Here is a 23,513-nt window from a genome sequence, read left to right as displayed (position 1 = left end):
CTTTCAGCGGGTTCTCACAGCGGGGTTCTCGGCGGGTGCCGACGGCTGCCGGACGGGCGGCCGCTCCTCGCGGGCTCCGGGTACGGGCGCGTATACGGCCGTGCGCCCTGCGCGGTGCCCACGGTCGTCGACGCTAGTGACGGCGTGTTTCGGGCGTTCTGCCCGGGTTGTTAACGGGGCGTGTCAGGCAGTCACGATCCGGTCACGCCGGCCCGGGCGGTGCGACGCCCGGCGGCGCGCAGGCCCGCGCCCAGCACGCCGGCGGTCAGCGCGACGACGAGCGCGACGCCGACGAGCCCTGTGACGCCGACGAAGATCCCGCCGACCTCGCCGTAGTCCGCGAGGGGTGCGCCCGCGAACGCGTGGTCGCGTGCGGCGTCGGCGAACCCGACCGACTCGGCGGTCGCCTCGAGCCCGTCGGGCGTCGCCGCGGCGAACGACGACACGACGACGGCGGCGAGCAGCGCCCCGGTGCCGAGGGCGAGGACGGCGCGCCGCACCGCGGCGAGGGGGGCGGACGGCGCGAGCGCGGGGGCCCGGCGGTCCTCGACGGCCGCGACGCCCGGCGCGACGGCGAGCACGAGGCCGACGACACCGGCGGTGATGAGCGCCTCGCCGAGCCCGACGAGGAGGTGCACGCCGAGCATCTGGCCGACGAGCTCGCCGACCGGGACCGGCACGGTCCCGCCGACGGCGAAGAGGCCTGCGAACACCGCGGCGGACACCGGGACGCTCACGAGCGCGCCGGCGCCGGCGGCGGCCGCGGCGCCCCGGCCGCGCGTCGCGCGGAGCACCCCGCGCGTCACCGCCCAGCCGACGAGCGTCCCGACGACGGCCATGAGGAGCACGTTCGTGCCCAGGGCGGTGAGCCCGCCGTCGGCGAACACGAGCGCCTGCACGAGCAGCACGGCGGTCACGGACAGCACGCCGAGCCACGGCCCGACGAGCGCCGCCGCGAGCGCCCCGCCCATGAGGTGCCCGCTCGTGCCGGCGGCGACGGGGTAGTTGAGCATCTGCACGGCGAAGACGAACCCGGTCGTCGCGGCCGTGAGCGCGACGCGCCGGGGGGTGAGGTCCTCGCGTGCCCGGTACGCGGCGTACCCGACGGCGGCGAGGGACACGACGGCGGTGGTCGCCGACGTGGGGTCGTCGAGGAAGTGGTCGGGGACGTGCATGTCAGGCTCCTGTCGTCAGCAGTGCGGTGCGGTGGTCGGGGAGGCCGAGGTCGGGGAGGCCGCGCGTGGCGCGCACGGCCGCCGCCCAGGCGGTGACGACGCCGTCGGTGCCGGCGTCGTGGGTGCTCGCCCCCAGGTGGCGGACGACGGCGCCCGGACCGTCGAGGTCGAGCCGCAGGGGGCCGGACGGGGCGGCGGCGTGCGCCGCGGGCGGCCGGGCGCCTAGGCACAGCACCGAGTCGACGACGCGGGCGTCGCCGAGGATCCCGGGCAGCGCCCGGTCGTCGTCGAGGTCGAGGTCCTCGACGAAGAGCTCGCGCGCCTGCCGGGGCGTGCTCCCTGCATCTGGTGACTCCCGCGGGGCCCCGGTCTCGTCGGTGGCCCGGGTGCGCGAGCGCAGGCGCCCGCCCCGCTCGCCGGTCCGGCCGAGCACGAGCGTCTCGCGGAGCAGCGCGACGGCGCTCCTGCCGAGGCGCACGTCGGTGCGCCGGTCGACGTCGGCCCCGTCCGCGACGACGAACGGCAGCGCGTCCCAGACGAGGAGACCGTCGTCGTCGACCCGGACGGCGATGTCCCAGGACGCGGACCGGCCGCGCCCGGCGTACGCGACGGTGCCCGACACCTCGACGAGCTCGACCTCGACGCCGTGCCCGACTTGCACCTCGACCCGGACGCGGTCGCCGCCCAGGAGCAGCGCGCGCGTCGCGACGAGCGCGACGCGCACCGTCGTGGGGCTCGCGGACAGCACGCGCGGGCTCAGCGCGCCGGGGCGCAGGTCGCAGCGCACGCGGCCGCCCTCGCGGTACGCCCCGACGCGCGTCACGTCGTCCACGTGCGGCCCGTCGCCCGGGGTCAGCCGCGCCCGGGCGCGGTCACCGGCTCCGCGGCTGCGGCGTCGTGCACGTGGGCGGGGGAGCGGTCGTCGTGGGCGGGCGAGTGGTCGTGCGGGGCGTCGCCCTCACCGTGGGTGTGGAGGAACCCGCCGCCGTCCTCGTCGGCGTGGAAGTGGGGCGCCATCGGGCCCGGGTCCTGCGGCACGTGCGCACCGGCCCGGTGCGCCGCGAGCAGCGTCTGCACCCACGTCGTGAGCGTGTCGATCGACTCGCGGTTGAGGCGCGAGAGCGCGAGCACGGGGGCGCCGTCGCGCGCGGCCGTCGCGTCGAGGACCATGCGCGGGACGTCCACCCCCACGTACGGCGCGAGGTCGGTCTTGTTGACGACGAGCAGGTCCGCCCGGGCGATCCCCGGTCCGCCCTTGCGCGCGACGTCGCCGCCCCCGGCGACGTCGAGCACGAAGATCTGCGCGTCGACGAGCGCGGGCGAGAAGGTGGCGGTGAGGTTGTCGCCGCCGGACTCGACGAGCACGACGTCGAGCGGCGCGAAGTCCTCCTCGAGGTCCTCGACGGCGAGGAGGTTGGCGGTGACGTCGTCGCGGATCGCGGTGTGCGGGCACGCGCCGGTCTCGACCGCGCGGATGCGCTCGGGGTCGAGCACGCCCGCGGAGCGCAGGAACCGCGCGTCCTCGTCCGTGTAGATGTCGTTGGTGACGACCCCGAGGCGCAGCACCTCGGACAGCTCGCGGCACAGGAGCGCGATGAGCGAGCTCTTGCCGGTGCCGACGGGGCCGGCGACGCCGAGGCGCAGCGAGCGGGTCGTGGGGGTCGTGGCGGTCGGAGCGTCGGGCAGGTTCTCAGGCACTGAACAGCCTCTCGGTGGTGCGGGCGTGGGTCTCGGCCCACTGCTCGACGAGCGGTGCGCCGTGCGCGGGGATCGCGCGGGGGTCGGTCAGGGGGGCGACGTCGTGGGCGAGCGCGTCGATCGCGGCCTGCGACGCGACGACCCAGCCCGTCGCGACGACCGGGTCGACGGGCTCGAGCTTCAGCGTGGCCGCGGCGACGGTCTGCACGTCCTCGTACCCGACGAGGCGCGCGACCTGCAGCGCGGACAGCCCCGCGCAGGCGGCCGTCACCCCGAGCACCAGGGGGCGCGGGGGCTGCGGCGCCCGGCGGCCCGACGGCGGTCGGTCGCCCGGACCGCCGCGTCCCTCGTCCGCGGGGCGCGCGGCGGCGACGAGCGCCGCCGCCGCGTCGAGCGCGGCGACCGCGGGGTGCCCCGCCCACAGGCGGCGCAGGAGCCGGAGGTAGCCCCGGCCGAGCCGCTGCGACGTCTCGCGGAGCGCGGGCGACGGCGTCCGCGCCGCCCACGCGACCCAGGTGTCGGCGAGGGCGACCGCGACGGGCGGGAGGTCGTCGTCGGGCGTGAGCGCCGCGTGCCGCGCGACGACCGCGGTCGCGGCCTCGGTGCGCGTGACGGTGGCCAGGCGGGCGCGCACGTAGTCGGGGACGCGCGCGGCGGGCATCCCGGCGCGCAGCGCGGGCTCGAGGCCCGCGGACTGCGTGTGGCCGCCGGTCGGCAGCCGCGCGTCGGCGAGGAGCGCGAGCATGAGCTCGGCGCGCCCGTCGGCGTCGTGGCGGGGGAGGCCGTCCATGTCAGAACAGCGAGTAGAGCTGCGCGAGGGGCAGCCGGTCGGCGGGGGCGGGCACGACGAGCTCGCCGTCGACCTCGATCGCGAACGACTCGGGGTCGATGTCGATCCGGGGCAGGTAGTCGTTGTTCCGCATCTGGGCCTTCCCGACGTCGCGCGTCCCGGCCACGGGCAGGAGCGTCCGGGCGAGGCCGAGCCGTTCCGCGAGGCCGTCGTCGAGCGCGGCGGGCGACACGAAGGACACGGACACGTCGGCCCCGATCGCGTCGGCGAGCGCGGGCCGCATGAGCACGGGCTGCGGCGACGGGATGGACGCGTTGGGGTCGCCGAGCGCGCCCCACACGAGCGCCCCGCCCTTCATGACGACGCTCGGCCGCACGCCGAACAGCTTCGGCTCCCACAGCACCAGGTCGGCGAGCTTGCCGGGCTCGACGGACCCGACGTGCGCGTCGATCCCGTGCGCGACGGCCGGGTTGATCGTGTACTTCGCGACGTAGCGCCGGGCACGCAGGTTGTCGGCCGGCAGGACGGGCCCGGGGGCGCCGCCGGGGATCGGGCCGCGCCGCGCCTTCATGACGTGCGCCACCTGCCACGTCCGCGTCACGACCTCGCCGATGCGCCCCATGGCCTGGGCGTCGGACGACGTGATGGAGATGGCGCCGAGGTCGTGCAGCACGTCCTCGGCGGCGATCGTGGTCCCGCGGATGCGCGACTCGGCGAACGCGAGGTCCTCCGCCACCTGCGGGTTGAGGTGGTGGCACACCATGAGCATGTCCAGGTGCTCGGCGACGGTGTTCACCGTGTGGGGGAGGGTCGGGTTCGTCGAGCCAGGGATGACGTTCGGGTGGCTCGCGACGGTGAGGATGTCGGGCGCGTGCCCGCCGCCCGCGCCCTCCGCGTGGAAGGCATGGATCGAGCGGCCGCCGATCGCCCGGAGCGTCGACTCGACGAACCCCGCCTCGTTGAGCGAGTCGGAGTGGAGCGCGACCTGCAGGCCCCAGTCGTCGGCCGCCCGGAGCGCGGCGTCGATCGCCGCGGGTGTCGACCCCCAGTCCTCGTGCACCTTGTAGCCGCCCGCGCCGGCCATCGCCTGCTCGCGCAGGCCCTCGGCGCTCACGGTGTTCCCCTTGCCGAGCAGCAGCACGTTCACGGGGAGCCGGTCGAGCGAGCGGTGGATCGCCTCCAGGTGCCAGGCGCCGGGCGTGACCGTCGTGGCCTTCGTTCCCTCGCTCGGGCCGGTGCCGCCGCCCGCGACCGTCGTGATGCCCGTGGCGAGCGCCTCGACGACCTGCGACGGCGAGATGAGGTGCACGTGCGAGTCGATGCCGCCCGCGGTGAGGATCCGGCCCTCGCCGCTCACGACGTCCGTGCTCGGGCCGATGTGGAGGTCGGGGTGCACGCCGTCCGCGACGTCGGGGTTGCCCGCGCGGCCGAGCGCGACGATCCGCCCGTCGCGGATCCCCACGTCCGTCTTCACGACGCCCCACCAGTCCAGCACGACGGCGTTGGTGATCACCGTGTCGAGCGCGCCCTCGGCGCGGGTCGTCGTGCCCTGGGCCATCGACTCGCGGATCGACTTCCCGCCGCCGAACACGACCTCCTCGCCCCCGAAGGTGCGGTCCTCCTCGACCTCGATCCACAGGTCCGTGTCGCCGAGGCGCACCTGGTCGCCCGTCGTCGGGCCGTAGAGCGCGACGTAGCGCTCGCGGGAGATCGCGACCATGCGTCAGTCCTCCTCGGGTGCGGTGGGGTCCAGGGCGCCGCCGTCGGGCTTGCCGCGCTGGAGACCGGGGACGCGTCGTCGGCCGCGCAGCGCGACGGCGTGGACCTCGGCGGACGCGCCGGGCTCGAACCGCCGCGACGTGCCGGACGGCACGTCCAGCCGGAAGCCGTGCGCCGCCGCGCGGTCGAGGTCGAGCGCCGCGTTGGCGTCGGGCAGGTGGAGGTGCGAGCCGATCTGCACGGGCCGGTCGCCCGTGTTCGTCACGACGAGGGTCACGCGCTCGTCGTCCGAGCGGTCGGCGTTGAGGACGAGCGGCACGTCCTCCGCGCCCTCCCAGAGCCGGATCGCGCCCGGTCCCGAGGTGCTGATGCCTGCCATGCCTCGCCGTCCTCTCGTCGTGCGTCGCGTCGCCGGGAGCGGCTCAGGCGATGGGCTGGTGGATGGTGACGAGCTTGCGCCCGTCGGGGAACGTCGCCTCGACCTGGACGTCGGGCAGCATCTCCGCGACGCCCTCCATCACCTCGTCGCGACCCAGCACGGCGCGCCCGGAGACCATGAGCTCTTCCACGGCGGCCCCCTCGCGGGCCCGCTCGATCACCCACGTCGTCAGGAGGGCGACCGTCTCCGGGTAGTTGAGCAGGACGCCGCGCTCGCGCCGGTCGCGGGCGACCATGCCGGCGACGGCGAGCAGCAGCTTCTCGGTGTCGGCGGGCGTCAGGTGCATGGCGGCGATCCTGTCGCGCCCGCGTTTCGGGCGTGTATACCCCGCGTTATACGTTCGTGTACCCGCTGCGCGGCCCGTCGTCCGCCACGCCTCCGCGGTCGTGCGCCGGCTCCGGGCGAGCCGTTGACCCCTGCTCGACCGAGGGCTACTCTCTCCGCCCCCATTCGGAAAGTTCGGCCGAAATTTCGGGGCCGCGACACGAAGGAGTGCCTGATGGATGGATCGACCGACCGCGCGTGCGAGACGACGCGGCGCCGACGCAGGGCGACGGGCCTCGTCGCCGGTGGGCTCGCCGGCGGGCTGGCGCTCGCGGCGGGACTCGCCGTCCCGGCCGCGGCCGAGAGCGTCCCGGCCGCCGCCGAGGGCGCCCCGCGCACGGCGAGCGTCCCGGCGACGGTGACGCCCGCCGTCGGGCAGCCCGCCCTGACGGGCGCGCAGCGCGCGACGCTGGAGACGTACCTGGAGGACACGTACACCTCGCTGGAGGCCATGACCGACGAGGAGACCGGCCTGCCCGCGGACAACATCGAGGGCGACCTGGACCCGGCGTCGAGCAGCGCGTACACGTCGCCGACGAACATCGGCGGCTGGCTGTGGTCCACCGTCGTGGCGCGCGACCTGGGCCTGGTCGACGAGGCCGAGGCGCGCGACCGCCTCGCGACGACGATCGACACGGTCGCGTCCCTCGACCGGCACGACGCGAGCGGCATGTTCTACAACTGGTACGACCCGGCGACGGGCGACCGGGTGGAGACGTGGCCGGACGACGGCAACCCGGTGCACCAGTTCCTCAGCTCGGTGGACAACGGCTGGCTGGCCGCGGGCCTGCGCGTCGTCGCGGAGGCGGAGCCGAGCCTCGCGGAGGAGGCGCTGGCCGTCTACGACGGCATGCACTTCGGCGCGTTCTACAACGCGGAGGCGCGCCCGGACCTCGGCGTCGGGCTGCTGCGCGGCGGGTTCTGGGACGAGGAGCCGCCCGGGTGCTCGGTCGCCGGGGACTACCTCGGCACGGGCACCGACGTCTACTACACGTGCCACAACTACGACACGACGGTCTCGGAGACGCGCATCGCGACCTACCTCGGCATCGCCGAGGGCGAGGTGCCGCCGGAGGCCTACTACGCGAGCTACCGGACGTTCCCGGACACGTGCGACTGGTCGTGGCAGGAGCAGAAGCCGATCGGCGAGACGCGCGAGCACCTCGGCGTCCCGGTGTTCGAGGGGGCGTACCGCTACCGCGACCTCGCGGTCGTGCCGGGCTGGGGCGGCTCGATGTTCGAGGCGCTCATGCCGGACATGCTCGTCCCCGAGGCGGAGTGGGGCCCGACGTCGTGGGGCGTCAACCACCCGCTCGTGGTGCGCGCGCACAAGGAGCACGGCCTCGACGAGGCCGGGTACGGAGCCTGGGGCTTCTCGCCCGCGAGCAACCCCTTCGGCGGCTACGCGGAGTACGGCGTCGACGCGATCGGCCTGCGCTCCGACGGCTACCTGTCCGACGGCGAGACCGACGTCGACCTCGGGTTCGAGGGCTGCCGCGAGGCCACGAACCCGGCGCCGGAGTTCGGTGACGGCGTCGTGACGCCGCACGCGTCGTTCCTCGGGCTCGCGTACGACACCGAGGGCGTGCTCGACAACCTGGCCCACCTCGCGGACGACCTCGACGCGTACGGGCCGGGCGGGTTCTACGACTCGGTCGCGGTCCGCTCGGGCACGGTCGCCGAGCGCTACCTGTCGCTCGACCAGGCGATGATCGTCGCCGCGATCGGCAACGTCCTCGACGACTCGCGCCTCAAGGACTACTTCGTCGACGACCGGCTCGAGCAGGCGCTGCGCCCGCTCATGGAGGCGGAGACGTTCTCGGCCGTCGCCGACCTCACGCCCGGCGTGGGCGCCGACGTCGAGGTCGAGGCGCGCTGCCTCGGCAACCGGGCGGCCGTCGCGGTGCGCGCCACCAGCACGTCCGACGGCCGCACGACCGTCGAGCTCGCCACCCCGTACGGGACGCGGTCGTACGACGACGTCGCCCCGCACCGCAGCACCTACCGGGCGTTCTCGGCGCGCACGGCGGAGATCCCGTCGGGCACCGCGACCGTGACGGTGACGTCCGACGACGGCGCGACCGTCCAGGAGCTGCCGTACCGCTACGCGGGCGTCTCCTGCGGCTGACCCCACGCACCGCGGCCGACCGCCGTGCCGCGCGCGTCAGGCGCGCGGCGCGGCGGTCGACGCGCGCACGACGAGGCTCGTCGCGAGCTCCGTGCGCAGGGTGCGGCCGCTCGCGCTGCGTGCCCGGTGCACGAGCGCGACGGCCGAGGCGCCCATCTCGACGAGCGGCTGGCGCACCGTGGTGAGCGGAGGGTCGGTCCAGGGCGCGACGGGCAGGTCGTCGAACCCGACGAGCGAGACGTCGTCCGGCACGGAGCGACCCGCCTCGCGCAGCGCCCGCAGCGCGCCGAGCGCGGTGTCGTCGCTGCACGCGAAGATCGCCGTCGGGGCGTCGTCGAGGGTGAGTAGCCGCTGCGTCTCCTCGTAGCCCGCGGCGACCCCGTAGGTGCTCAGGCGCACGAGGTCGTCGTCGACGGGCACGTCCGCCTGGATGAGCGCGGCGCGGTAGCCCGCGAGGCGGGCGAGCGCGTTGTCCTGCTCGGGGACGCCCGTGATCGTCGCGATCCGTCGGTGCCCCAGGGCGAGCAGGTGCGCCGTCGCCTCGAGCGCGCCCTGGAAGTTGGCCGCCCCGACGCTGAGCACGTCCTCGGGCGGACGGCGGCGCGGGTCGACGACGACGAGCGGCACCCCGGCCGTGGCGAGCGCGGCGCGCGCCTCGGCGTCGGGCACGGCGACGACGCTCACGAGACCGTCCGTGCCCCGGGCGAGCGCGTGCCGGACCCAGGCGCCGCAGTCGTCGGGGTCCAGCTCGACGGACAGCACCACGTCGAGCCCGAGGCGCCGCGCCTCCGCGACCGCCCCGCGCACGACCGCCTCGGACCACGGGCCCTCGAAGTCGACGATCCGGACGTCGACGAGCCCCGTCCGCCGGGACGTGGGGGGCCGGATCTCGTAGCCGTGCCGCCGCAGGACGCCCGCGACCCGTTCGCGCGTCGCCGCCGAGACGTCCGGGCGCGCGTTGAGCACCTTCGACACCGTGGGGACGGACACCCCGGCGTCGGCCGCGACCCGGGCGAGGGGGACGCCCTGCCGACCCGGCCGCGACGCTGCCATCCGAGCCCTCCGTCCGTCGTGCGACCCGCGGCCGGTCCGGCCGGGGGAGCATGCCCCGACTCCGGATGGTAGCGAGGCCCCGGGTCGCGGCCGGGCCTGGCACGGACGACGACGGCCCGGCCGGGACCGCGAGGTCCGGACCGGGCCGCCGTGCGTGCGGTCAGTCGTCGAGCGAGACGGTCCCGCGGGCGACGCCGCCGAGCCAGCCGAGGCTGGGCTTGGGCGTGCGCTCGAAGGTCTCCGGGTCCCACGCGACGAGCCCGAACGTCGGGGCGAACGAGCCCCACTCGTAGTTGTCGAGCAGCGACCAGTGCAGGTAGCCGAGCAGCGGGAGGCCCGCCTCCATCTCGGCGTGCAGCGCGCGCAGGGCGTCGCGCGTGTAGTCGATGCGGCGCGCGTCGTCCGCCGTCGCGATGCCGTTCTCCGAGACGAGGACCGGCAGGCCGGTGATCTCGTGCCCGAGGCGCGCGGCCTCCGCGATGGCGGCCGGGTAGTACTCCCACCCGGTGAGCGTCTTCTCGGAGTCCTCCGGGGCGGGCAGCGGCCCGTCCACGGTGATCCGCGTGCGCGTGTAGGCCTGGACGGCGACGAAGTCGTCGCCGCGCGAGGCCTCGAGGAAGACGGTCTCGCGCGGGTAGGCGTACTCGCGCAGGACCTCCTCGGCGCCGGGGTCGGCGAAGAACTGCTGCGGCGCGACGGACCACCCGACGGGCACCCCGACGGTCCGCACGAGCTCCACGGCCCGGCGGTGCGCGGCGATGAGGTGCTCGGTCGCGACCGGGTCGGGCGCGTGCATCGTGCCCGCCTGGAGCTGCTCGGTGCCCTTGGCGGCCGTGATCATCATCGCGAGGATGTTCGGCTCGTTGATGGTGAACACGTGCGACGCGCGGTCGAGCAGCGGCAGCACGTGCTCGACGTACCGTGCGAACCGCTCGACGGACCGCGGGTCGGTCCAGCCGCCGTCCTCCGTGAACCAGCGCGGCGACGTGAAGTGGTGCAGCGTGACGAGCGGCGTGACCCCGTGCTCGAGGCAGCAGTCGATCATGCGGCGGTAGTGGTCGACCTCGGCCCGCGAGAAGCGGCCCTCGGCCGGCTCGATGCGCGCCCACTCGATCGAGAACCGGTACGAGGTGAGCCCGGACTCGGCCAGCAGCCGGATGTCGTCGGCGTACCGGTGGTAGGAGTCGGCGGCGTCGCCCGACGGCTCGGCGAGGGTCGAGGCCGGGTCGACCTCGCGCGCCCACCAGTCGCTGTTGACGTTGTTGCCCTCGATCTGGTGGGCCGCCGTGGCGGCGCCCCAGACGAAGGACTCGGGGAAGGTGATCGACACAGGCACTCCTCGTCGGTCGCCGGTCACTTGATGCCGGTCATGGCGATGCCCTGCACGAAGTAGCGCTGCAGGAACAGGAACAGGATGAGGATCGGCGTCACGACGAGCACGGACCCGGCCATGAGCAGGCCGTAGTAGGTGCCGTTCGAGCCGACCGAGTACAGCGAGAGCGCGACGGGGAGGGTGTACATGTTCTCCGTCTGCGCGACGACCAGGGGCCACAGGAAGTTGTTCCACGACCCGAGGAACGTGAGGATGCTCAGCGTCGCGAGCGGCGGCCCGCACTGGGGGAGCACGATCCGGAAGAAGACCCGGAACTCGCCCGCGCCGTCGATCCGGGCGGCCTCGATGAGCGCGTCCGGGATGCCGAGCATGAACTGCCGCATGAGGAACACGCCGAGCGGGCCGGCGAGGAACGGCAGGATGAGCGCCGGGTAGGTGTTGACGAGGCCCATGTTGGACACGAGCACGAACATCGGCACGAGCGTGACGACGCCCGGGACCATGAGCGTGAGCATGACGAGCGCGAACAGCACCTTCTTGCCGGGGAACTGCATCTTCGCGAGGGCGTAGCCCACCATCGAGCAGAAGACGATGTTGCCGAGCACGACGACGACGGCGACGACGATCGAGTTGGTGAAGTACTGCCCGTAGTTGAGCTGGGACAGCCACCGCTCGTAGTTGTCGAGCGTCGGGTTCTCGGGCCACCAGGTGATGGGCCGCTGCAGGAGCTCGCCCTGCGTCTTGAAGCTGCCGAGCGCCATCCAGATGAACGGCATGAGCGTCAGGAGCAGCCCGACGACGAGCGCGGTGTACGTGGCGCCGCGCGACCAGCGGACCGGGCGTCGCGGCCGACGGCGCGGCGCGTCCTGGGGGGCCGACGTCGCGGAGGGGGTCCGCGAGGACGTGACGGTCATGTCAATCCTCCTTCGACCGCAGCAGGCGGAACTGGACGGCGGCGAGGGCGGCGATCAGCGCGAAGAGCACGTACGCGGCTGCGGAGGCGAACGCGTAGTTGCCGTACCCGAACTGGTTGTAGACGTAGTAGCTGATGGTCAGCGTCGAGTTGACCGGGCCGCCCTTGGTCATGACGAAGGGCTCCTCGAACACCTGGAGGAAGCCGACCGACAGCAGCACCGCGCCGAGCAGCAGCGTCGGGCGCATCAGCGGGACCGTGATGGAGCGGAAGCGGCGCCACGAGCCCGCGCCGTCGACCTCGGCCGCCTCGTAGACGTCGCGCGGGATCGCCTGCAGGCCGGCCAGGAAGATGATCATGAGCGTGCCCATGTTGCGCCACGCGGCCATGAGGATGATCGACGGCATCGCCCACGTGCTGTCGTTGAGCCAGTCGGGACCGTCGATCCCGACCCAGCCGAGCACGGTGTTCACGAGGCCCGAGTCCTGGAGGATGAACCGCCAGACGACCGCCACGGCGACGATCGACGTCACGACAGGCGTGTAGAAGCCGACGCGGAAGACGCTGCGGAACTTCTCGATGCCCGAGTTGAGCGCGACGGCCAGGGCGAGGCCGAGCACCATCGTCAGCGGGATGCCGACGAGGACGAAGTAGAAGGTGTTGACCAGCGCCTTGCGGAACAGCTCGTCCTGGAAGACGCCGGTGAAGTTCTCGATCCCGACGAAGTTCACCGCGAACGGGGTCTTGATGTCACGGATCGTGAGGTCCGAGAACGACATCCCGAACGAGGCGAGCAGCGGCCCCAGCATGAAGACCGTGAAGACCGCGACGAACGGGAGCGCGAACAGCCAGGCGACGAGCGCTTGCCGTCGCCGGTGGACGGCGCCGGCCGTACGCCGGCGCCGTCCCTCGGTGGTGGTGGTCATGACTGACGGGCCCTGTTACCAGCCGAGCCCGAGCGTGTCGGCCTTGGCCTGGATGGCCTTCGCCGCGTCCTCGGAGGACACCTGACCGTTCGCGACCTTCTCGGCCTCGGTCTCGATGGTGGCCGAGAGCTCGTCCCAGCTCGGGACGGTCGGCGGGGCGATCGTGTTCTCGAGCTGCTCCTGGAGCACCTGGGTGCGGGCGTTCGCGGTGAGCGCCTCGTAGTCCCACGCGCTGTTCAGCGCGGGCAGGTCGCTCGTCGCGTCGAACCACGCCTGCTGCGTCTCGGGCTCGGAGAGCCAGCGGATCAGCTTCCAGGCGCCGTCGGCGTTCTTGGCCTCGGCGAAGACGCCGAGGTGCGCGCCGCCGATGTAGGAGTCGTTGTTGGCGGAGCCGGCGGGCACGGGCACGGTGGCCACGTTCTGCTCGACCCAGTCCTCGCCCTGGAGGTCGGCGAGCACGTTGACCATCCACGGGCCGGAGATGAACGCCGGGTCGGAGCCGTCGACGAACGCGCTGTTCTGCGAGTCGCCGTAGCCGGACAGCGGCGACAGGCCCTCGGTGAAGAAGGACGCGTAGTAGTCGAGCGCGTCGACCATGGCCTGGTTGTCGAGGTCGAACCCGTCGCCGGCCTCGTTGAGGACGGAGCCGCCGGCCTGCGAGTAGAACGGCAGGATGACCTGCGTCGAGTCCTCGGCGTCGCCCATCGGGAGCTGGAGGCCGTAGGTCGAGCCGTTGGCCTTCATGGCCTCCGCGAACGCGGTGAGCTCCTCCCAGCTGGTGGGAGCCTCGACGCCCGCGGCCTTGGCGAGGTCGGAGCGGTAGTACAGGACGCGCGTCTCGACGTACCACGGCACGCCGTACGCGACGCCGTCGGCGACGGTCGAGGCGGCGGCGCCCTCGACGAAGTCGTCGTTGTCGACGAGGCCCTCGGGGACGGGGGCGAGGCCGCCGGTCGCGACCATCGTCGGCATGAAGGACGAGCCGATCATGATCGCGTCGGGCACGGTGCCCGCGGCGACGGCGGTCTGGAACTTCGTCATGACGTCGGCCCACGGGATCGTGGTGACCTCGACGTTCGCGTCGGGGTTCTCCTCCGTGAAGCCCTGGACGAAGTCGGGCAGCTTCTCGCCCTCCTCACCCATCGCCCAGATCGTGATGTCACCCTCCGCGGGCGCGTCGTCCACCGTCGTGGTGGAGCCGGCGCTGGTCTCACCACCCGTGGAGTCGTCGTCCGCGCGACCGCACGCGGTCAGGGCCAGGAGTCCGACGACGCCGATGGCGACCGCCTTGCGTCCGAGCTTCATGAGCAATCCTCCTCATCGAGCAGTCGGCTCGTCCGTGTGAGCCGCTGTGGAAACTACCTTAGCGTGCGCTCGGTTAGTATTTTCAACCGGGGCGTCCAGGCCGTACCGTTGGCGCCGACAGACCTGCCGAAGGAGACGGTGATGAACGAGAGCGACCCCGCAGGTGGCGGCGCCACGACGGGGACGGCCGGGGGCCCGAGGACGACGACCGCGACGGGCGCTCGCGGCACGACGGCGGCCGGCCTCCCCGACCGCCGCATCGTCCGCGGCGAGCAGCGCCGCCGCGAGATCCTCCGCACGGCGGTCGAGGTGTTCGGCGAGCAGGGCTTCCGCGGGAGCTCGCTGCGCGAGATCGCGGCCCGCGTCGGGATCTCCGAGGCCGGGCTGCTGCACCACTTCGGCAGCAAGGCCGGCCTCCTCACGGCGACCCTGGAGGAGCGCGACCGGCGCGACCGGGTGCGCCGCGGCGAGGACGAGGCCGCCGGCGCCGACCTGCTGACGACCATCCGCGACCAGGTGCGCCGCAACGCCGAGACGCCCGGCCTCGTGTCCCTCCACGTGGTGGTCGCCGCCGAGGCGACCGACGCGACCCACCCCGCGCACGACGTCGTCCGCGACCGCTACCGCGCGCTGCGCCACCAGGACGACACCCGCTTCCAGGACGCCGTCGCCCGGGGCGAGCTGCGCCCCGAGGTCGACCCGGCCGCGATCGGCCAGCTCTTCTCCGCCGTCATGGACGGCCTGCAGCTCCAGTGGCTGCTCGACCCCGACAACGTCGACATGGTCGCCCTCTTCGACCAGTTCCTCGCGCTGCTGCGCCCCGACGGCACGTCGCCCGCAGCACCCGAGCCCCGCACCACCGAGCAGGAGACCGCGTGACCCTCACCGCGACCGAGACCCCCGCCCGCGCCACGCTCACCTCGGGCGGCCTGACCGTCGAGCTCACCGGCGGCGGCGACGTGCGCGCCGTCAGCACGGACGGCCTGCTCGTGAACCAGTACCTGCCGGGCGAGCACGACCGCATGCCCGGCGGCATCCTGCTGCGCGCCACGCGCCCCGACGGCACGGTCGAGGTCGCGCGCCTCACCGGCTCGGCCCCCGCCGTGACGGCGGTCGAGGTCGGCGCCGACCGCGTCGTGTGGTCGGGCGCCGCGCTCGGGCTCGCCACGCGCGTCGCGCTCACGCTCGACGGGCGCACGCTCGTCTGGCGCGTCGACCTCACGGCCGGCCCCGCGACGGACGCCGGGACGCGCTACGACGTCGTGCACGCGCAGGACCTCGCGCTCGCGCCGCCCGCCGCGGCGCTGTCGAGCGAGCCGTACGTGTGCCAGTACCTGCTGCACCGCGCGCTCGAGCACCCCGACGCCGGGACCGTGCTCGTCAGCCGGCAGACCATGTCCGCGCAGCCGCGCCTCCCGCTCGCAGTCGCGTTCCTCGTCGAGGGTGCCGTCGCGCACCTCACGGACTCTCTCCAGGTCTTCACCGCGCGCTCGCGGCGCGACGGGCTGCCGCACGGCCTGCTCGGGCCCGTGCAGCCGGGCGTGCTCCAGTACGAGTACGCGATGCCGACGCTCGTCTCGCGCCCGCTCGACCTCTCGACCGGGACGGCGCGCGTGCACGCCGTGACCGTGGTCGACGCCGACGCGCCCGGGCCGCTCGCGGCCCACCTCGACGAGGTGTCCGGCTGGGCCGCCGCCGCGGTCGCCGCCGCGGCCACCGACCGCCCGACCGCGCGCTTCACGCCCTCCGCCTCCGCGCTGCGCGACGCGCCGCTCCTCGCGGGCGACGAGCTCGACGAGGCCGGGCTGCTCGCCGCCGTCGGCCTCGCTCCCGACGACGTGCTCCTGCCCGAGCGCGACGCCGACGGCACGCTCCTGTCGTTCTTCACCGCGACGGGGACGCACGTCGTCGACGCGCGCAAGGACACCGTGACCGAGCGCTCGCACGGGCACGTGCTCAAGGCGGGCGACGACGTGCTGCCCACGGACGACGTCCTCTCCACGACGGCGTTCGCGCCCGGCGTCTTCGCGTCGCACGTCGTGCTCGGCAACACCACGGCGAACCGCCTCGCGACCGTGCACCGCCACCACCTCAACCTCCTGCGCAGCAGCGGCCTGCGCGTGCTCGTCGACGACGGCCGCGGGCCCCGGCTCCTCGGCCTGCCGTCCGCGCTCGTGCTCGACGTCGGCGGCGTCCGCTGGCTCTACGAGACGCCGCTCGGGCGGGTCGACGTGCGGACCGTCGCGCACGACCGCGAGAACCGCATCGACGTCGCCGTGCGCTGCGAGCGCCCGCTGCACGTCACCGCGACCCTCGAGCTCGAGGACGAGGCCGGCGGCTGGCTCGCCGAGCACGTCCCCGCGGCCCCGGGCGACGCCGTCGTGGTGCGGCCCGTGCCGGGCGGCGACGTCGACGCGCACTACCCGGACCTGCGGTACGCCCTGGCGTCGTCCGCGCGGCTGGTCGTCGAGGAGGACGGTTCGGAGACCGGCGCCGGGGGCGCCGCGTCCGGCACGACCCGCCGCCTGACGAGCACGACCGGCACCGGGTCGCTCACGCTCGCCCTCACCGGCTCGCTGCGCGGGGCGGATGCCGCGCTCGGGCTCCTCGCGGGTGCGCACGACCCCCTGGCGGACGTCGACGCGACCCTCGCGCGCCACGTCGAGACCGTCCGTGGCGTCGTGCGGGGGCTGCGGTTCGCGCCGCACGCGACGGTCGAGACGCAGGAGCTCGACCTCCTCGTGCCCTGGTACGCGCACGACGCGCTGATCCACTTCCTCGTGCCGCACGGCCTGGAGCAGTACTCGGGCGCGGCGTGGGGCACGCGCGACGTGTGCCAGGGCCCGTTCGAGCTCGCGCTCGCGGGCGGGCGCCACGACGTCGCGCGCGAGATCGTGCTGCGCGTCCTGGCCCACCAGCACACGTGGGGCGAGTTCCCGCAGTGGTTCATGTTCGACGCCTACGCGGAGCGGTACAACGACTCCTCGCACGGCGACGTCGTCGTGTGGCCGCTGTTCGCGCTCGCCCAGTACCTGGAGGCGAGCGGCGACCTCGCCGTGCTCGACGAGCACGTCCCGTTCTGGGACCACGAGCAGCGCCGCCCGGCCGCCTCGGGGCCCGACGCCGCGGCGACGGTCCGCGACCACGTGGCCCGCCTGCTCGACCACCTCGACCGCGACCGCCTGCCCGGCACCGCGCTGCCGGCCTACGGCGAGGGCGACTGGGACGACACCCTCCAGCCCGCCGACCCGCGGATGCGCACCGACCTGGCGTCGACGTGGACCTCCGCGCTGCTCGTGCAGGCCGCGGAGCTGCTCGCCCGCACGACCGCCGGCCGAGACGACCTCGCCGCGCTCTCCGGGCGCGCCGGCACGCTCGCGGCGGAGGTCCGCGCGGACCTGCGCGAGCGCGCCCTCGTGGACGGCGTCCTCGCCGGGTACGTGCGCCACGGCACCGACGGCGACGAGCTCGTCATCCACCCGTCGGACACCGTCTCCGGGATGCGGTACCGCCTCATCCCCATGACGCAGTCGATCATCGCGGGCATCCTCACGCCCGAGGAGGCCGCGGACCACGAGCGCCTCGTGCTGGAGCACCTGCACTTCCCCGACGGCGCGCGCCTCATGGACCACCCGGCCGCGTTCGACGAGGGCGTGCCGCACACGTTCCTGCGCGCCGAGCAGGCCGCGAACGTCGGCCGCGAGATCGGGCTCATGTACGTGCACGCGCACATCCGCTACGTCGAGGCGCTCGCGGCCCTGGGCCGCGGCCGCGCGCTCGACGAGCTGCTGCGCATCAGCCCGGTCGACCTCGGCCGGCGCCTCGCGCACGCCGCCCCGCGCCAGCGCAACGCCTATTTCTCGTCGAGCGACGCGGACTTCCCCGACCGCGAGAGCTTCGCGCGCGACTTCGACGGGCTCCGCGACGGCAGCGTCGGGGTGCGCGGCGGGTGGCGCGTGTACTCCAGCGGCCCCGGCATCTACCTGCGCCAGCTCGTCCAGGGCGTCCTCGGGCTGACCGAGCGCGGCGGGGAGATCGTCGTCGACCCGGTGCTGCCCGCGGCGGCGGACGGCCTCGCCGTCGACCTGGACCTCGGCGGCCGCACGCGTCGCGTGGCCTACCGCGTCACGGCGACCGGGGACGGCGTGCAGGTGCGCGCCGGGAGCGGTCCGGACGCGCTCGCGCCCGTCCCGACGACCGCGCGCACCGGCGACTACCGGCAGCGTGGCGTCGTCGTCGCGACGCGCGACCTCGGGGACGCCGCGTACGTCGAGGTCACGGTGCCCGCCGGGTCGTAGGCCCGGCCGCCGGTCAGGTGCAGTCGACGCCCGCGTAGGGCGTCTCGACGACCACGGGGCCGTCGACGCCGGGGACCGTGAGCGTCGCGGTCCCCGCGTCGACCGACGCCGCACGGGCGCTGAAGGCGCGGTACGCGTTGCGCCCCGGCGCCACGGCGTCGAACGTGCGCTCGCCGGCCGGCGTGCCGAGCGTGACGTCGAGCGGGTCGCTCCCGACGTTCTCGGCGCGGACGGCGACGTGCGCCGTCCCGCCGAGGCACCGCGCGTCGGCCTCGACGTGGACGGGCGGCAGCTCGCGGACCCGCACCTCGCGGAACGACACGACGTCCGGCGCGGAGCCGTGCGCCTGGAGGCCGACGTACCCGACGAGCCCGCGCGAGCTCGAGTCCGGGTCGAGCGGACGGTCGGGGAACGGCACGCCCGGCAGGTTCTCGTACTCGTTGATGACCACGCCGTCGCGGATCACCGTGTAGTGCTGCCCGACGACGCGCACCTCCAGCTCGTTCCACGTGCCCTTGGCGGTGGGCCGGGCCTCGTCGAGGCCGAGGTCGGCGAACCCGTAGACCGAGCCCGTCTTGCGGGGGTCGTTCGAGCCGCCCTCGGGGGAGTCGTTGACCTGGATCTCGTGGCCGCAGTTGACCGCGATCCACGACAGGTTGCCCGTCTCGTTGCCGTTGAACGTCGTCGGGCAGCCCTCGACGGGCCCGGACAGGTCGGGGAACCGCACCTGGATCCCGCTGTTCGCGCGCGCGTCGCCGGGGGCGTCGTCGCGGAACTCGACCACCATCGAGAGGTCGCCGTACTGGCGCACCGGGTACCAGAGCGTCCCGAACCCGCCGCCCGCGCCGGCGCGGCTGCGCACCGTGCCGTCGTCGAGACGGTCGAACCCGCCGTCGCCCGCGTACTCCCACGCGTCGAACGACTCCGGCGTGCCGTCGAGGATCACCTCGTAGCCGTCGTCGGCGGGTGCCGCGGCGGGCACGACCGCCGCCGCGGGCGCCGCGAGCGCGATCCCCGCGGCCAGGGCCGTCGCCCCGGCGAGCCGGGCGCGGCGCACCCTGCCCTGGGTCGCGCGGGCGGGGGTACGGGTGGTGCTCGTCATCGGAACTCCCTCGTTCGACGCGGTCCCGTCCACCCTCGCACGGTCCGCGCGGGCTCTCAACGGCACCCGGGCCGGTGCGAGAATCGACGCGTGGCCGGAGCCGAGGAGCGAGTGCTGGAGTCCGCGCGGGTCGCGTCCCGGCTGCGGGACGAGATCCTCGACGGCGTGCGCGAGCCCGGCTCGCGCCTCGTCGAGCGCGACCTCGCCGCCGGGTTCGGCGTGAGCCGCATCCCCGTGCGCGACGCGCTCAAGGTCCTGGAGGGGGAGGGGCTCGTCGCGCTGCGCCCGCACACGTGGGCCGTCGTGCGGGCGTTCACCGACGCCGACCTCGCCGACCTGGACGAGGTCCGCACCGTGCTCGAGCCGCTCGCGTTCCGCCTCGCCGCCGAGCGCCACGAGCCGGCGGGGCTGGAGCGCCTGCGCGCGGCGCTCGACCGCGAGCAGGAGGGTGCACGCGCGGCCGACCCCGTGGGGTCGCGCCGCTCGGCCGCCGACTTCCACGAGATCGTCACGGCGCTCGCGGGCAACCGGCTGCTCGACGACATGATGCAGGGCATCCGCAGCCGGATGCGCTGGGCGCTGTCGCAGCACGACGACCTCGCCGACGTCACCGACGAGCACGTGGCGCTGTTCGACGCGGTGCGTGCCCGGGACGGCGACCGGGCCGCGGAGCTCGCCGCGGCGCACGTCGAGAGCAGCCGACGGCGGCGGGCGGCCCTCGCGGCGCGTCGCGCCGCGTCGCGGGCCTGAGCGTCAGACCGCGCGTCAGACCGGCCCGGACGTCCCGTCGCCGACCGACCGGGCCGGGATCTGGACGGCCTTGTCCCACGCGCCGACCAGGCGGCCGTCGGAGGTCTCCAGGCGGAACGGTGCGAGCGGGAGGTTGCCGGCCCGGCGCCGGGCCCGCAGCACGTCGAGCGCCTCCTCGTCCGTCTCCGCGCCGAACGGTTCGCCGCGCCGCGCACCCGTGGCGGTGACGACGCGATAGCTCGTCATCCGGTCGTCGTCGTGGTGGACCTCGTCGGCGAGCGCGGCGACCTCCTGGGCGATCTCGAGGCTCGGCAGCGCGCCCCACGTGCGGCCGGGGCCGTCGAGGGTCCAGGTGCCGGTGTCGTCGCGCCGGACGACGTACTCGCGCGAGGCGCTGCGGGCACGCCAGGTCCGGTGGTCGACGGCGGTCCAGGTGAGCATGTTCATGTGCGGTGAGGTGGGTCGGACGACGGTCGGTCACTCGTCGGTCGAGCAGTTCCCCCCTGCCGTGTCCGGCGACCCACCGGCAGCGTACGCGTACCGATCGCGCGCGCGTGTCCACCCTGAGGAGGAGATCGGGCAGCGGGTCCGGCGCCCGGGGTAGGTCGCGCGGGGGACCTCGGCACCCGACGCGCGGCCCGACCGCGACGCTGCCATCATCGACCGGGTCAGCACGGTGCCGCCGAGCCGCTCGGCGCGGGCCGGCACGCGAGCGCGAGGGGCGTGGGGCATGACCGCTGAGGGCACGGCGCAGGGCACGACGTCCGGCACCACGAAGGTCACCGTGCTCACGCTCACGGCGATGGTCGTGGGCTCCATGGTCGGGGCGGGCGTCTTCTCGCTCCCGCGCCGCTTCGCGCAGGAGACCGGGGTCGCGGGCGCGCTCGTGGCGTGGGTCGTCGCGGGCGCGGGCATGTTCACGCTCGCCCTCGTCTTCCAGCGGCTCGCGGTCCGCAAGCCCGGGCTCGACGCCGGGGTCTACGCGTACGCGAAGGCGGGCTTCGGGGAGTTCACGGGCTTCTACGCCGCCGCCGGGTACTGGGCGAGCGCGTGCGTGGGCAACGTGACGTACTGGGTGCTCATCATGTCGACGCTCGGGGCGTGGGTCCCGGCCCTGGGCGCGGGGGACACGGTGCTCGCGCTCGTGCTCTCGTCGGTCGGGCTGTGGCTCTTCTTCGCGCTCGTGCGGCAGGGGATCCGGGAGGCGACGGCGATCAACCGGATCGTCACGATCGCCAAGCTCGTGCCCATCCTCGTCTTCGTCCTGCTCGCCGTGCTCGCGTTCGACCCCGCGGTCTTCGCGGCGAACCTCCACGGCGCCTCGTACACCGGGTCGCTGTTCGACCAGGTGCGCGACACCATGCTCGTCACCGTGTTCGTCTTCCTCGGGGTCGAGGGCGCGAGCGTCTACTCGCGGCACGCGCGCCGCCGCGAGGACGTGGGCCGGGCGACGATCCTCGGGTTCACGAGCGTGCTCGCGATCTTCGCGTCGGTGACCATCGTGTCCTACGGGATCCTGCCGATGGCCGAGATCGCGGAGCTGCGCCAGCCGTCGATGGCGGGCGTGCTGGAGGCCGCGGTCGGGCCGTGGGGGAGCGTCTTCGTGGGCGTCGGGCTGATCGTCTCGGTTCTCGGCGCCTACCTCGCGTGGACCCTCATGGCGGCGGAGGTCCTGTTCGTCGCGGCCAAGGACCGCGACATGCCGCGGTTCCTCACCCGCACGCGCCGGGAGGACGTCCCGGTGAACGCGCTGCTGCTCAGCACGGCGCTCTCGCAGGTGGTCCTCGTCGTCACGTACTTCTCCGACGACGCGTTCGACTTCGCGCTCGACCTCACCGCGTCGATGACCCTCATCCCGTTCCTCCTGGCCGCGCTCTACGCGCTGCGGCTGCGGCTCACGCGCGAGACGTACGACGGCGCCCCGGCCCGCACCCTGACGGGCGACCTCGTCGTGGCGGTCCTCGCGTCGGCGTACACCGCGTTCCTGCTCTTCGCCGCCGGGCTCGACCTCGCGCTGCTCGCGTTCGTCTTCTACGCGCCCGTCACCGTCCTCTTCGTCATGACGCGCCGCGAGCAGGGGCGGCGAGCGTTCGGGCCCGCGGAGCTCGCGCTGCTCGGCGTCGTCGTGGCGCTCGCGGTGCTCGCCGTCGTCGGGCTCGCGACGGGGTGGGTGTCGCTGTGAGACCACCGGACCGTACCGACCGCACCACTGAGAGGGAGCACCCATGAGCGTCGCGTCCGCCGTCCCGTCCACGGTCCCGCCCGCGCAGCACGGCGTCCACTCGGAGGTGGGGCGCCTGCGCAAGGTCCTCGTCTGCGCACCGGGGCTCGCGCACGAGCGGCTGACCCCGACGAACTCCGACGACCTCCTCTTCGACGACGTCATGTGGGTGGAGGCCGCCCAGCGCGACCACCTCGACTTCGTCAACAAGCTGACGAACCGGGGCGTCGAGGTCGTCGAGCTGCACGACCTCCTCGCGCAGACGCTCGCGATCCCCGAGGCGCGGGCGTGGGTGCTCGACCGCAAGGTCGTGCCGAACCAGGTGGGCCTGGGGCTCGTCGAGGGCACGCGGGCCTACCTCGACTCGCTGAGCGAGCGCGAGCTCGCGCGGTTCCTCGTGGGCGGCCTCGCCACGACCGACCTGCCCGACGACTACCGCACCGGCTACGTGAACCTCGCGCGCGAGTCGACGGGCGGGTTCGAGTACCTGCTCCCGCCGCTGCCCAACACCCTGTACACGCGCGACACCACGTGCTGGGTCTACGGGGGTCTGACGCTCAACCCGCTGTACTGGCCGGCGCGCCAGGAGGAGACGCTCCTCATGAAGGCGGTCTACGCGTTCCACCCCGAGTACCGGGAGTCGACGGTGTGGTGGGGCGACCCGGAGCAGGACTGGGGCCAGGCCACGCTGGAGGGCGGCGACGTCATGCCGGTGGGCAACGGCGCGGTGCTCGTCGGGATGAGCGAGCGCACGTCGCGCCAGGCGATCTCGCAGCTCGCGAAGGCGCTGTTCGACGCGGGCGCGGCGGAGCAGGTCGTCGTCGCGGGCATGCCGCGGCTGCGCGCGGCGATGCACCTCGACACCGTGTTCACGTTCGCGGACCGCGACCTCGTCACGGTGCACCCGGCGATCGTCGACGGCATCCACACCTTCACGCTGCGGCCGTCGGACCGTGCGCCGGGCGTCGAGATCACCGACGAGGGCGACACGCCCTTCGTCGACGTGGTGGCGCGCGCCCTGGACCTGCCCGCGCTGCGCGTCGTGGAGACGGCGGGCGACGCGTACGCGTCCGAGCGGCAGCAGTGGGACTCGGGGAACAACGCCGTCGCCATCGAGCCGGGCGTCGTCGTCACCTACGACCGCAACACCCTGACCAACGCGGCGCTGCGGCGCGCGGGCGTCGAGGTCGTGACGATCGTCGGGGCGGAGCTCGGCCGCGGCCGGGGCGGCGGGCACTGCATGACGTGCCCCGTCGCGCGCGACCCGCTCGACTGAGACGCCGCTCGGCGGACCACCGGCGCGGCACGGCTCCCGGGATACCCTGCACGAGCCGCCCAC

20 protein-coding genes are annotated in these 23,513 nt (G+C 74.5%); 6 read left to right on the top strand and 14 right to left on the bottom strand.

Annotated elements, in window-relative coordinates:
• Nucleotides 1-191 precede the first annotated feature (191 nt).
• The 7 genes from RSE42_RS18815 to RSE42_RS18785 are packed head-to-tail and all read right to left on the bottom strand — an operon-like array spanning nt 192 to nt 6,107.
• Nucleotides 192-1,175, bottom strand: a complete 984-nt coding sequence (locus tag RSE42_RS18815) for an energy-coupling factor ABC transporter permease (RefSeq protein WP_415297530.1) — start codon at nt 1,173-1,175, stop codon at nt 192-194.
• A gap of 1 nt (nt 1,176) precedes the next feature.
• Nucleotides 1,177-2,007, bottom strand: coding sequence for an urease accessory protein UreD (locus RSE42_RS18810; protein WP_415297529.1), 831 nt, complete (start codon nt 2,005-2,007; stop codon nt 1,177-1,179).
• A 20-nt stretch (nt 2,008-2,027) separates the two neighbouring features.
• On the bottom strand, nt 2,028-2,873 hold the full coding sequence (gene ureG, locus RSE42_RS18805) for an urease accessory protein UreG (RefSeq protein ID WP_415297528.1): 846 nt from the start codon (nt 2,871-2,873) through the stop codon (nt 2,028-2,030).
• Entirely contained in the window at nt 2,866-3,663 is a 798-nt protein-coding gene (locus RSE42_RS18800; protein WP_415297527.1) for an urease accessory protein UreF, read from the bottom strand. The genes ureG and RSE42_RS18800 overlap by 8 nt, the downstream gene beginning before the upstream one ends.
• 1 nt (nt 3,664) lies before the next feature.
• Nucleotides 3,665-5,383 (bottom strand): urease subunit alpha, encoded by a 1,719-nt coding sequence (locus tag RSE42_RS18795; RefSeq protein WP_114554011.1) that lies wholly within the window; start codon nt 5,381-5,383, stop codon nt 3,665-3,667.
• 3 nt (nt 5,384-5,386) lie between these two features.
• Nucleotides 5,387-5,761, bottom strand: a complete 375-nt coding sequence (ureB, locus tag RSE42_RS18790) for an urease subunit beta (protein WP_415297526.1) — start codon at nt 5,759-5,761, stop codon at nt 5,387-5,389.
• A gap of 43 nt (nt 5,762-5,804) precedes the next feature.
• Nucleotides 5,805-6,107, bottom strand: coding sequence for an urease subunit gamma (locus RSE42_RS18785; protein WP_043654671.1), 303 nt, complete (start codon nt 6,105-6,107; stop codon nt 5,805-5,807).
• Between the two features lie 213 nt (nt 6,108-6,320).
• On the opposite strand from RSE42_RS18785, the gene RSE42_RS18780 reads away from it, so the two are divergent.
• Nucleotides 6,321-8,273 (top strand): glucoamylase family protein, encoded by a 1,953-nt coding sequence (locus RSE42_RS18780; RefSeq protein WP_415297525.1) that lies wholly within the window; start codon nt 6,321-6,323, stop codon nt 8,271-8,273.
• 36 nt (nt 8,274-8,309) lie between these two features.
• Here the strand turns inward: RSE42_RS18780 and RSE42_RS18775 are convergent, their stop codons facing one another.
• The 5 genes from RSE42_RS18775 to RSE42_RS18755 all read right to left on the bottom strand — a co-directional run bounded on the left by RSE42_RS18775 (nt 8,310) and on the right by RSE42_RS18755 (nt 13,803).
• Nucleotides 8,310-9,326 (bottom strand): LacI family DNA-binding transcriptional regulator, encoded by a 1,017-nt coding sequence (locus RSE42_RS18775; RefSeq protein ID WP_415297524.1) that lies wholly within the window; start codon nt 9,324-9,326, stop codon nt 8,310-8,312.
• Between the two features lie 160 nt (nt 9,327-9,486).
• A complete protein-coding gene (locus RSE42_RS18770; RefSeq protein WP_415297523.1) occupies nt 9,487-10,656 on the bottom strand; it encodes a glycoside hydrolase family 1 protein in 1,170 nt (389 codons plus the stop codon).
• A gap of 23 nt (nt 10,657-10,679) precedes the next feature.
• Entirely contained in the window at nt 10,680-11,573 is an 894-nt protein-coding gene (locus RSE42_RS18765) for a carbohydrate ABC transporter permease (protein WP_409141538.1), read from the bottom strand.
• Between the two features lies 1 nt (nt 11,574).
• Nucleotides 11,575-12,498, bottom strand: coding sequence for a carbohydrate ABC transporter permease (locus tag RSE42_RS18760; RefSeq protein ID WP_021481814.1), 924 nt, complete (start codon nt 12,496-12,498; stop codon nt 11,575-11,577).
• A 15-nt stretch (nt 12,499-12,513) separates the two neighbouring features.
• Complete coding sequence (locus tag RSE42_RS18755) at nt 12,514-13,803, bottom strand: extracellular solute-binding protein (RefSeq protein ID WP_415297522.1); 1,290 nt, start codon at nt 13,801-13,803, stop codon at nt 12,514-12,516.
• Between the two features lie 141 nt (nt 13,804-13,944).
• Here RSE42_RS18755 and RSE42_RS18750 point away from each other — a divergent pair, with 141 nt between their 5' ends.
• Nucleotides 13,945-14,682: a TetR/AcrR family transcriptional regulator gene (locus tag RSE42_RS18750; RefSeq protein WP_081895914.1), complete on the top strand. Its 738-nt coding sequence runs from the start codon at nt 13,945-13,947 to the stop codon at nt 14,680-14,682.
• Nucleotides 14,679-18,101, top strand: a complete 3,423-nt coding sequence (locus RSE42_RS18745) for a GH36-type glycosyl hydrolase domain-containing protein (protein ID WP_415297521.1) — start codon at nt 14,679-14,681, stop codon at nt 18,099-18,101. The genes RSE42_RS18750 and RSE42_RS18745 overlap by 4 nt, the downstream gene beginning before the upstream one ends.
• Nucleotides 18,102-18,114: 13 nt before the next feature.
• Here the strand turns inward: RSE42_RS18745 and RSE42_RS18740 are convergent, their stop codons facing one another.
• Entirely contained in the window at nt 18,115-19,203 is a 1,089-nt protein-coding gene (locus RSE42_RS18740; protein WP_415297520.1) for a DUF1080 domain-containing protein, read from the bottom strand.
• Nucleotides 19,204-19,293: 90 nt separating this feature from the next.
• Between RSE42_RS18740 and RSE42_RS18735 the strand changes: the two genes are divergently transcribed.
• Nucleotides 19,294-19,953: a GntR family transcriptional regulator gene (locus tag RSE42_RS18735; protein ID WP_144722927.1), complete on the top strand. Its 660-nt coding sequence runs from the start codon at nt 19,294-19,296 to the stop codon at nt 19,951-19,953.
• 15 nt (nt 19,954-19,968) lie between these two features.
• Here RSE42_RS18735 and RSE42_RS18730 read toward each other — a convergent pair whose 3' ends face one another.
• A complete protein-coding gene (locus RSE42_RS18730) occupies nt 19,969-20,400 on the bottom strand; it encodes a hypothetical protein (protein ID WP_009861914.1) in 432 nt (143 codons plus the stop codon).
• A 283-nt stretch (nt 20,401-20,683) separates the two neighbouring features.
• Between RSE42_RS18730 and RSE42_RS18725 the strand changes: the two genes are divergently transcribed.
• Nucleotides 20,684-22,135, top strand: a complete 1,452-nt coding sequence (locus RSE42_RS18725; protein WP_034653864.1) for a basic amino acid/polyamine antiporter — start codon at nt 20,684-20,686, stop codon at nt 22,133-22,135.
• 43 nt (nt 22,136-22,178) lie between these two features.
• Nucleotides 22,179-23,450 carry an arginine deiminase gene (locus tag RSE42_RS18720; RefSeq protein WP_085386983.1) on the top strand — a complete coding sequence of 424 codons (1,272 nt, stop codon included), beginning with the start codon at nt 22,179-22,181 and terminating at the stop codon, nt 23,448-23,450.
• Nucleotides 23,451-23,513 lie beyond the last annotated feature (63 nt).

Source organism: Cellulosimicrobium sp. SJTW-1, assembly GCF_047716875.1.
GTDB classification, from domain to species: Bacteria; Actinomycetota; Actinomycetes; order Actinomycetales; family Cellulomonadaceae; genus Cellulosimicrobium; species Cellulosimicrobium funkei.
The sequence above is the reverse complement of the archived record's forward strand: the minus strand, read 5'-3'. Positions and strand labels throughout refer to the sequence as shown.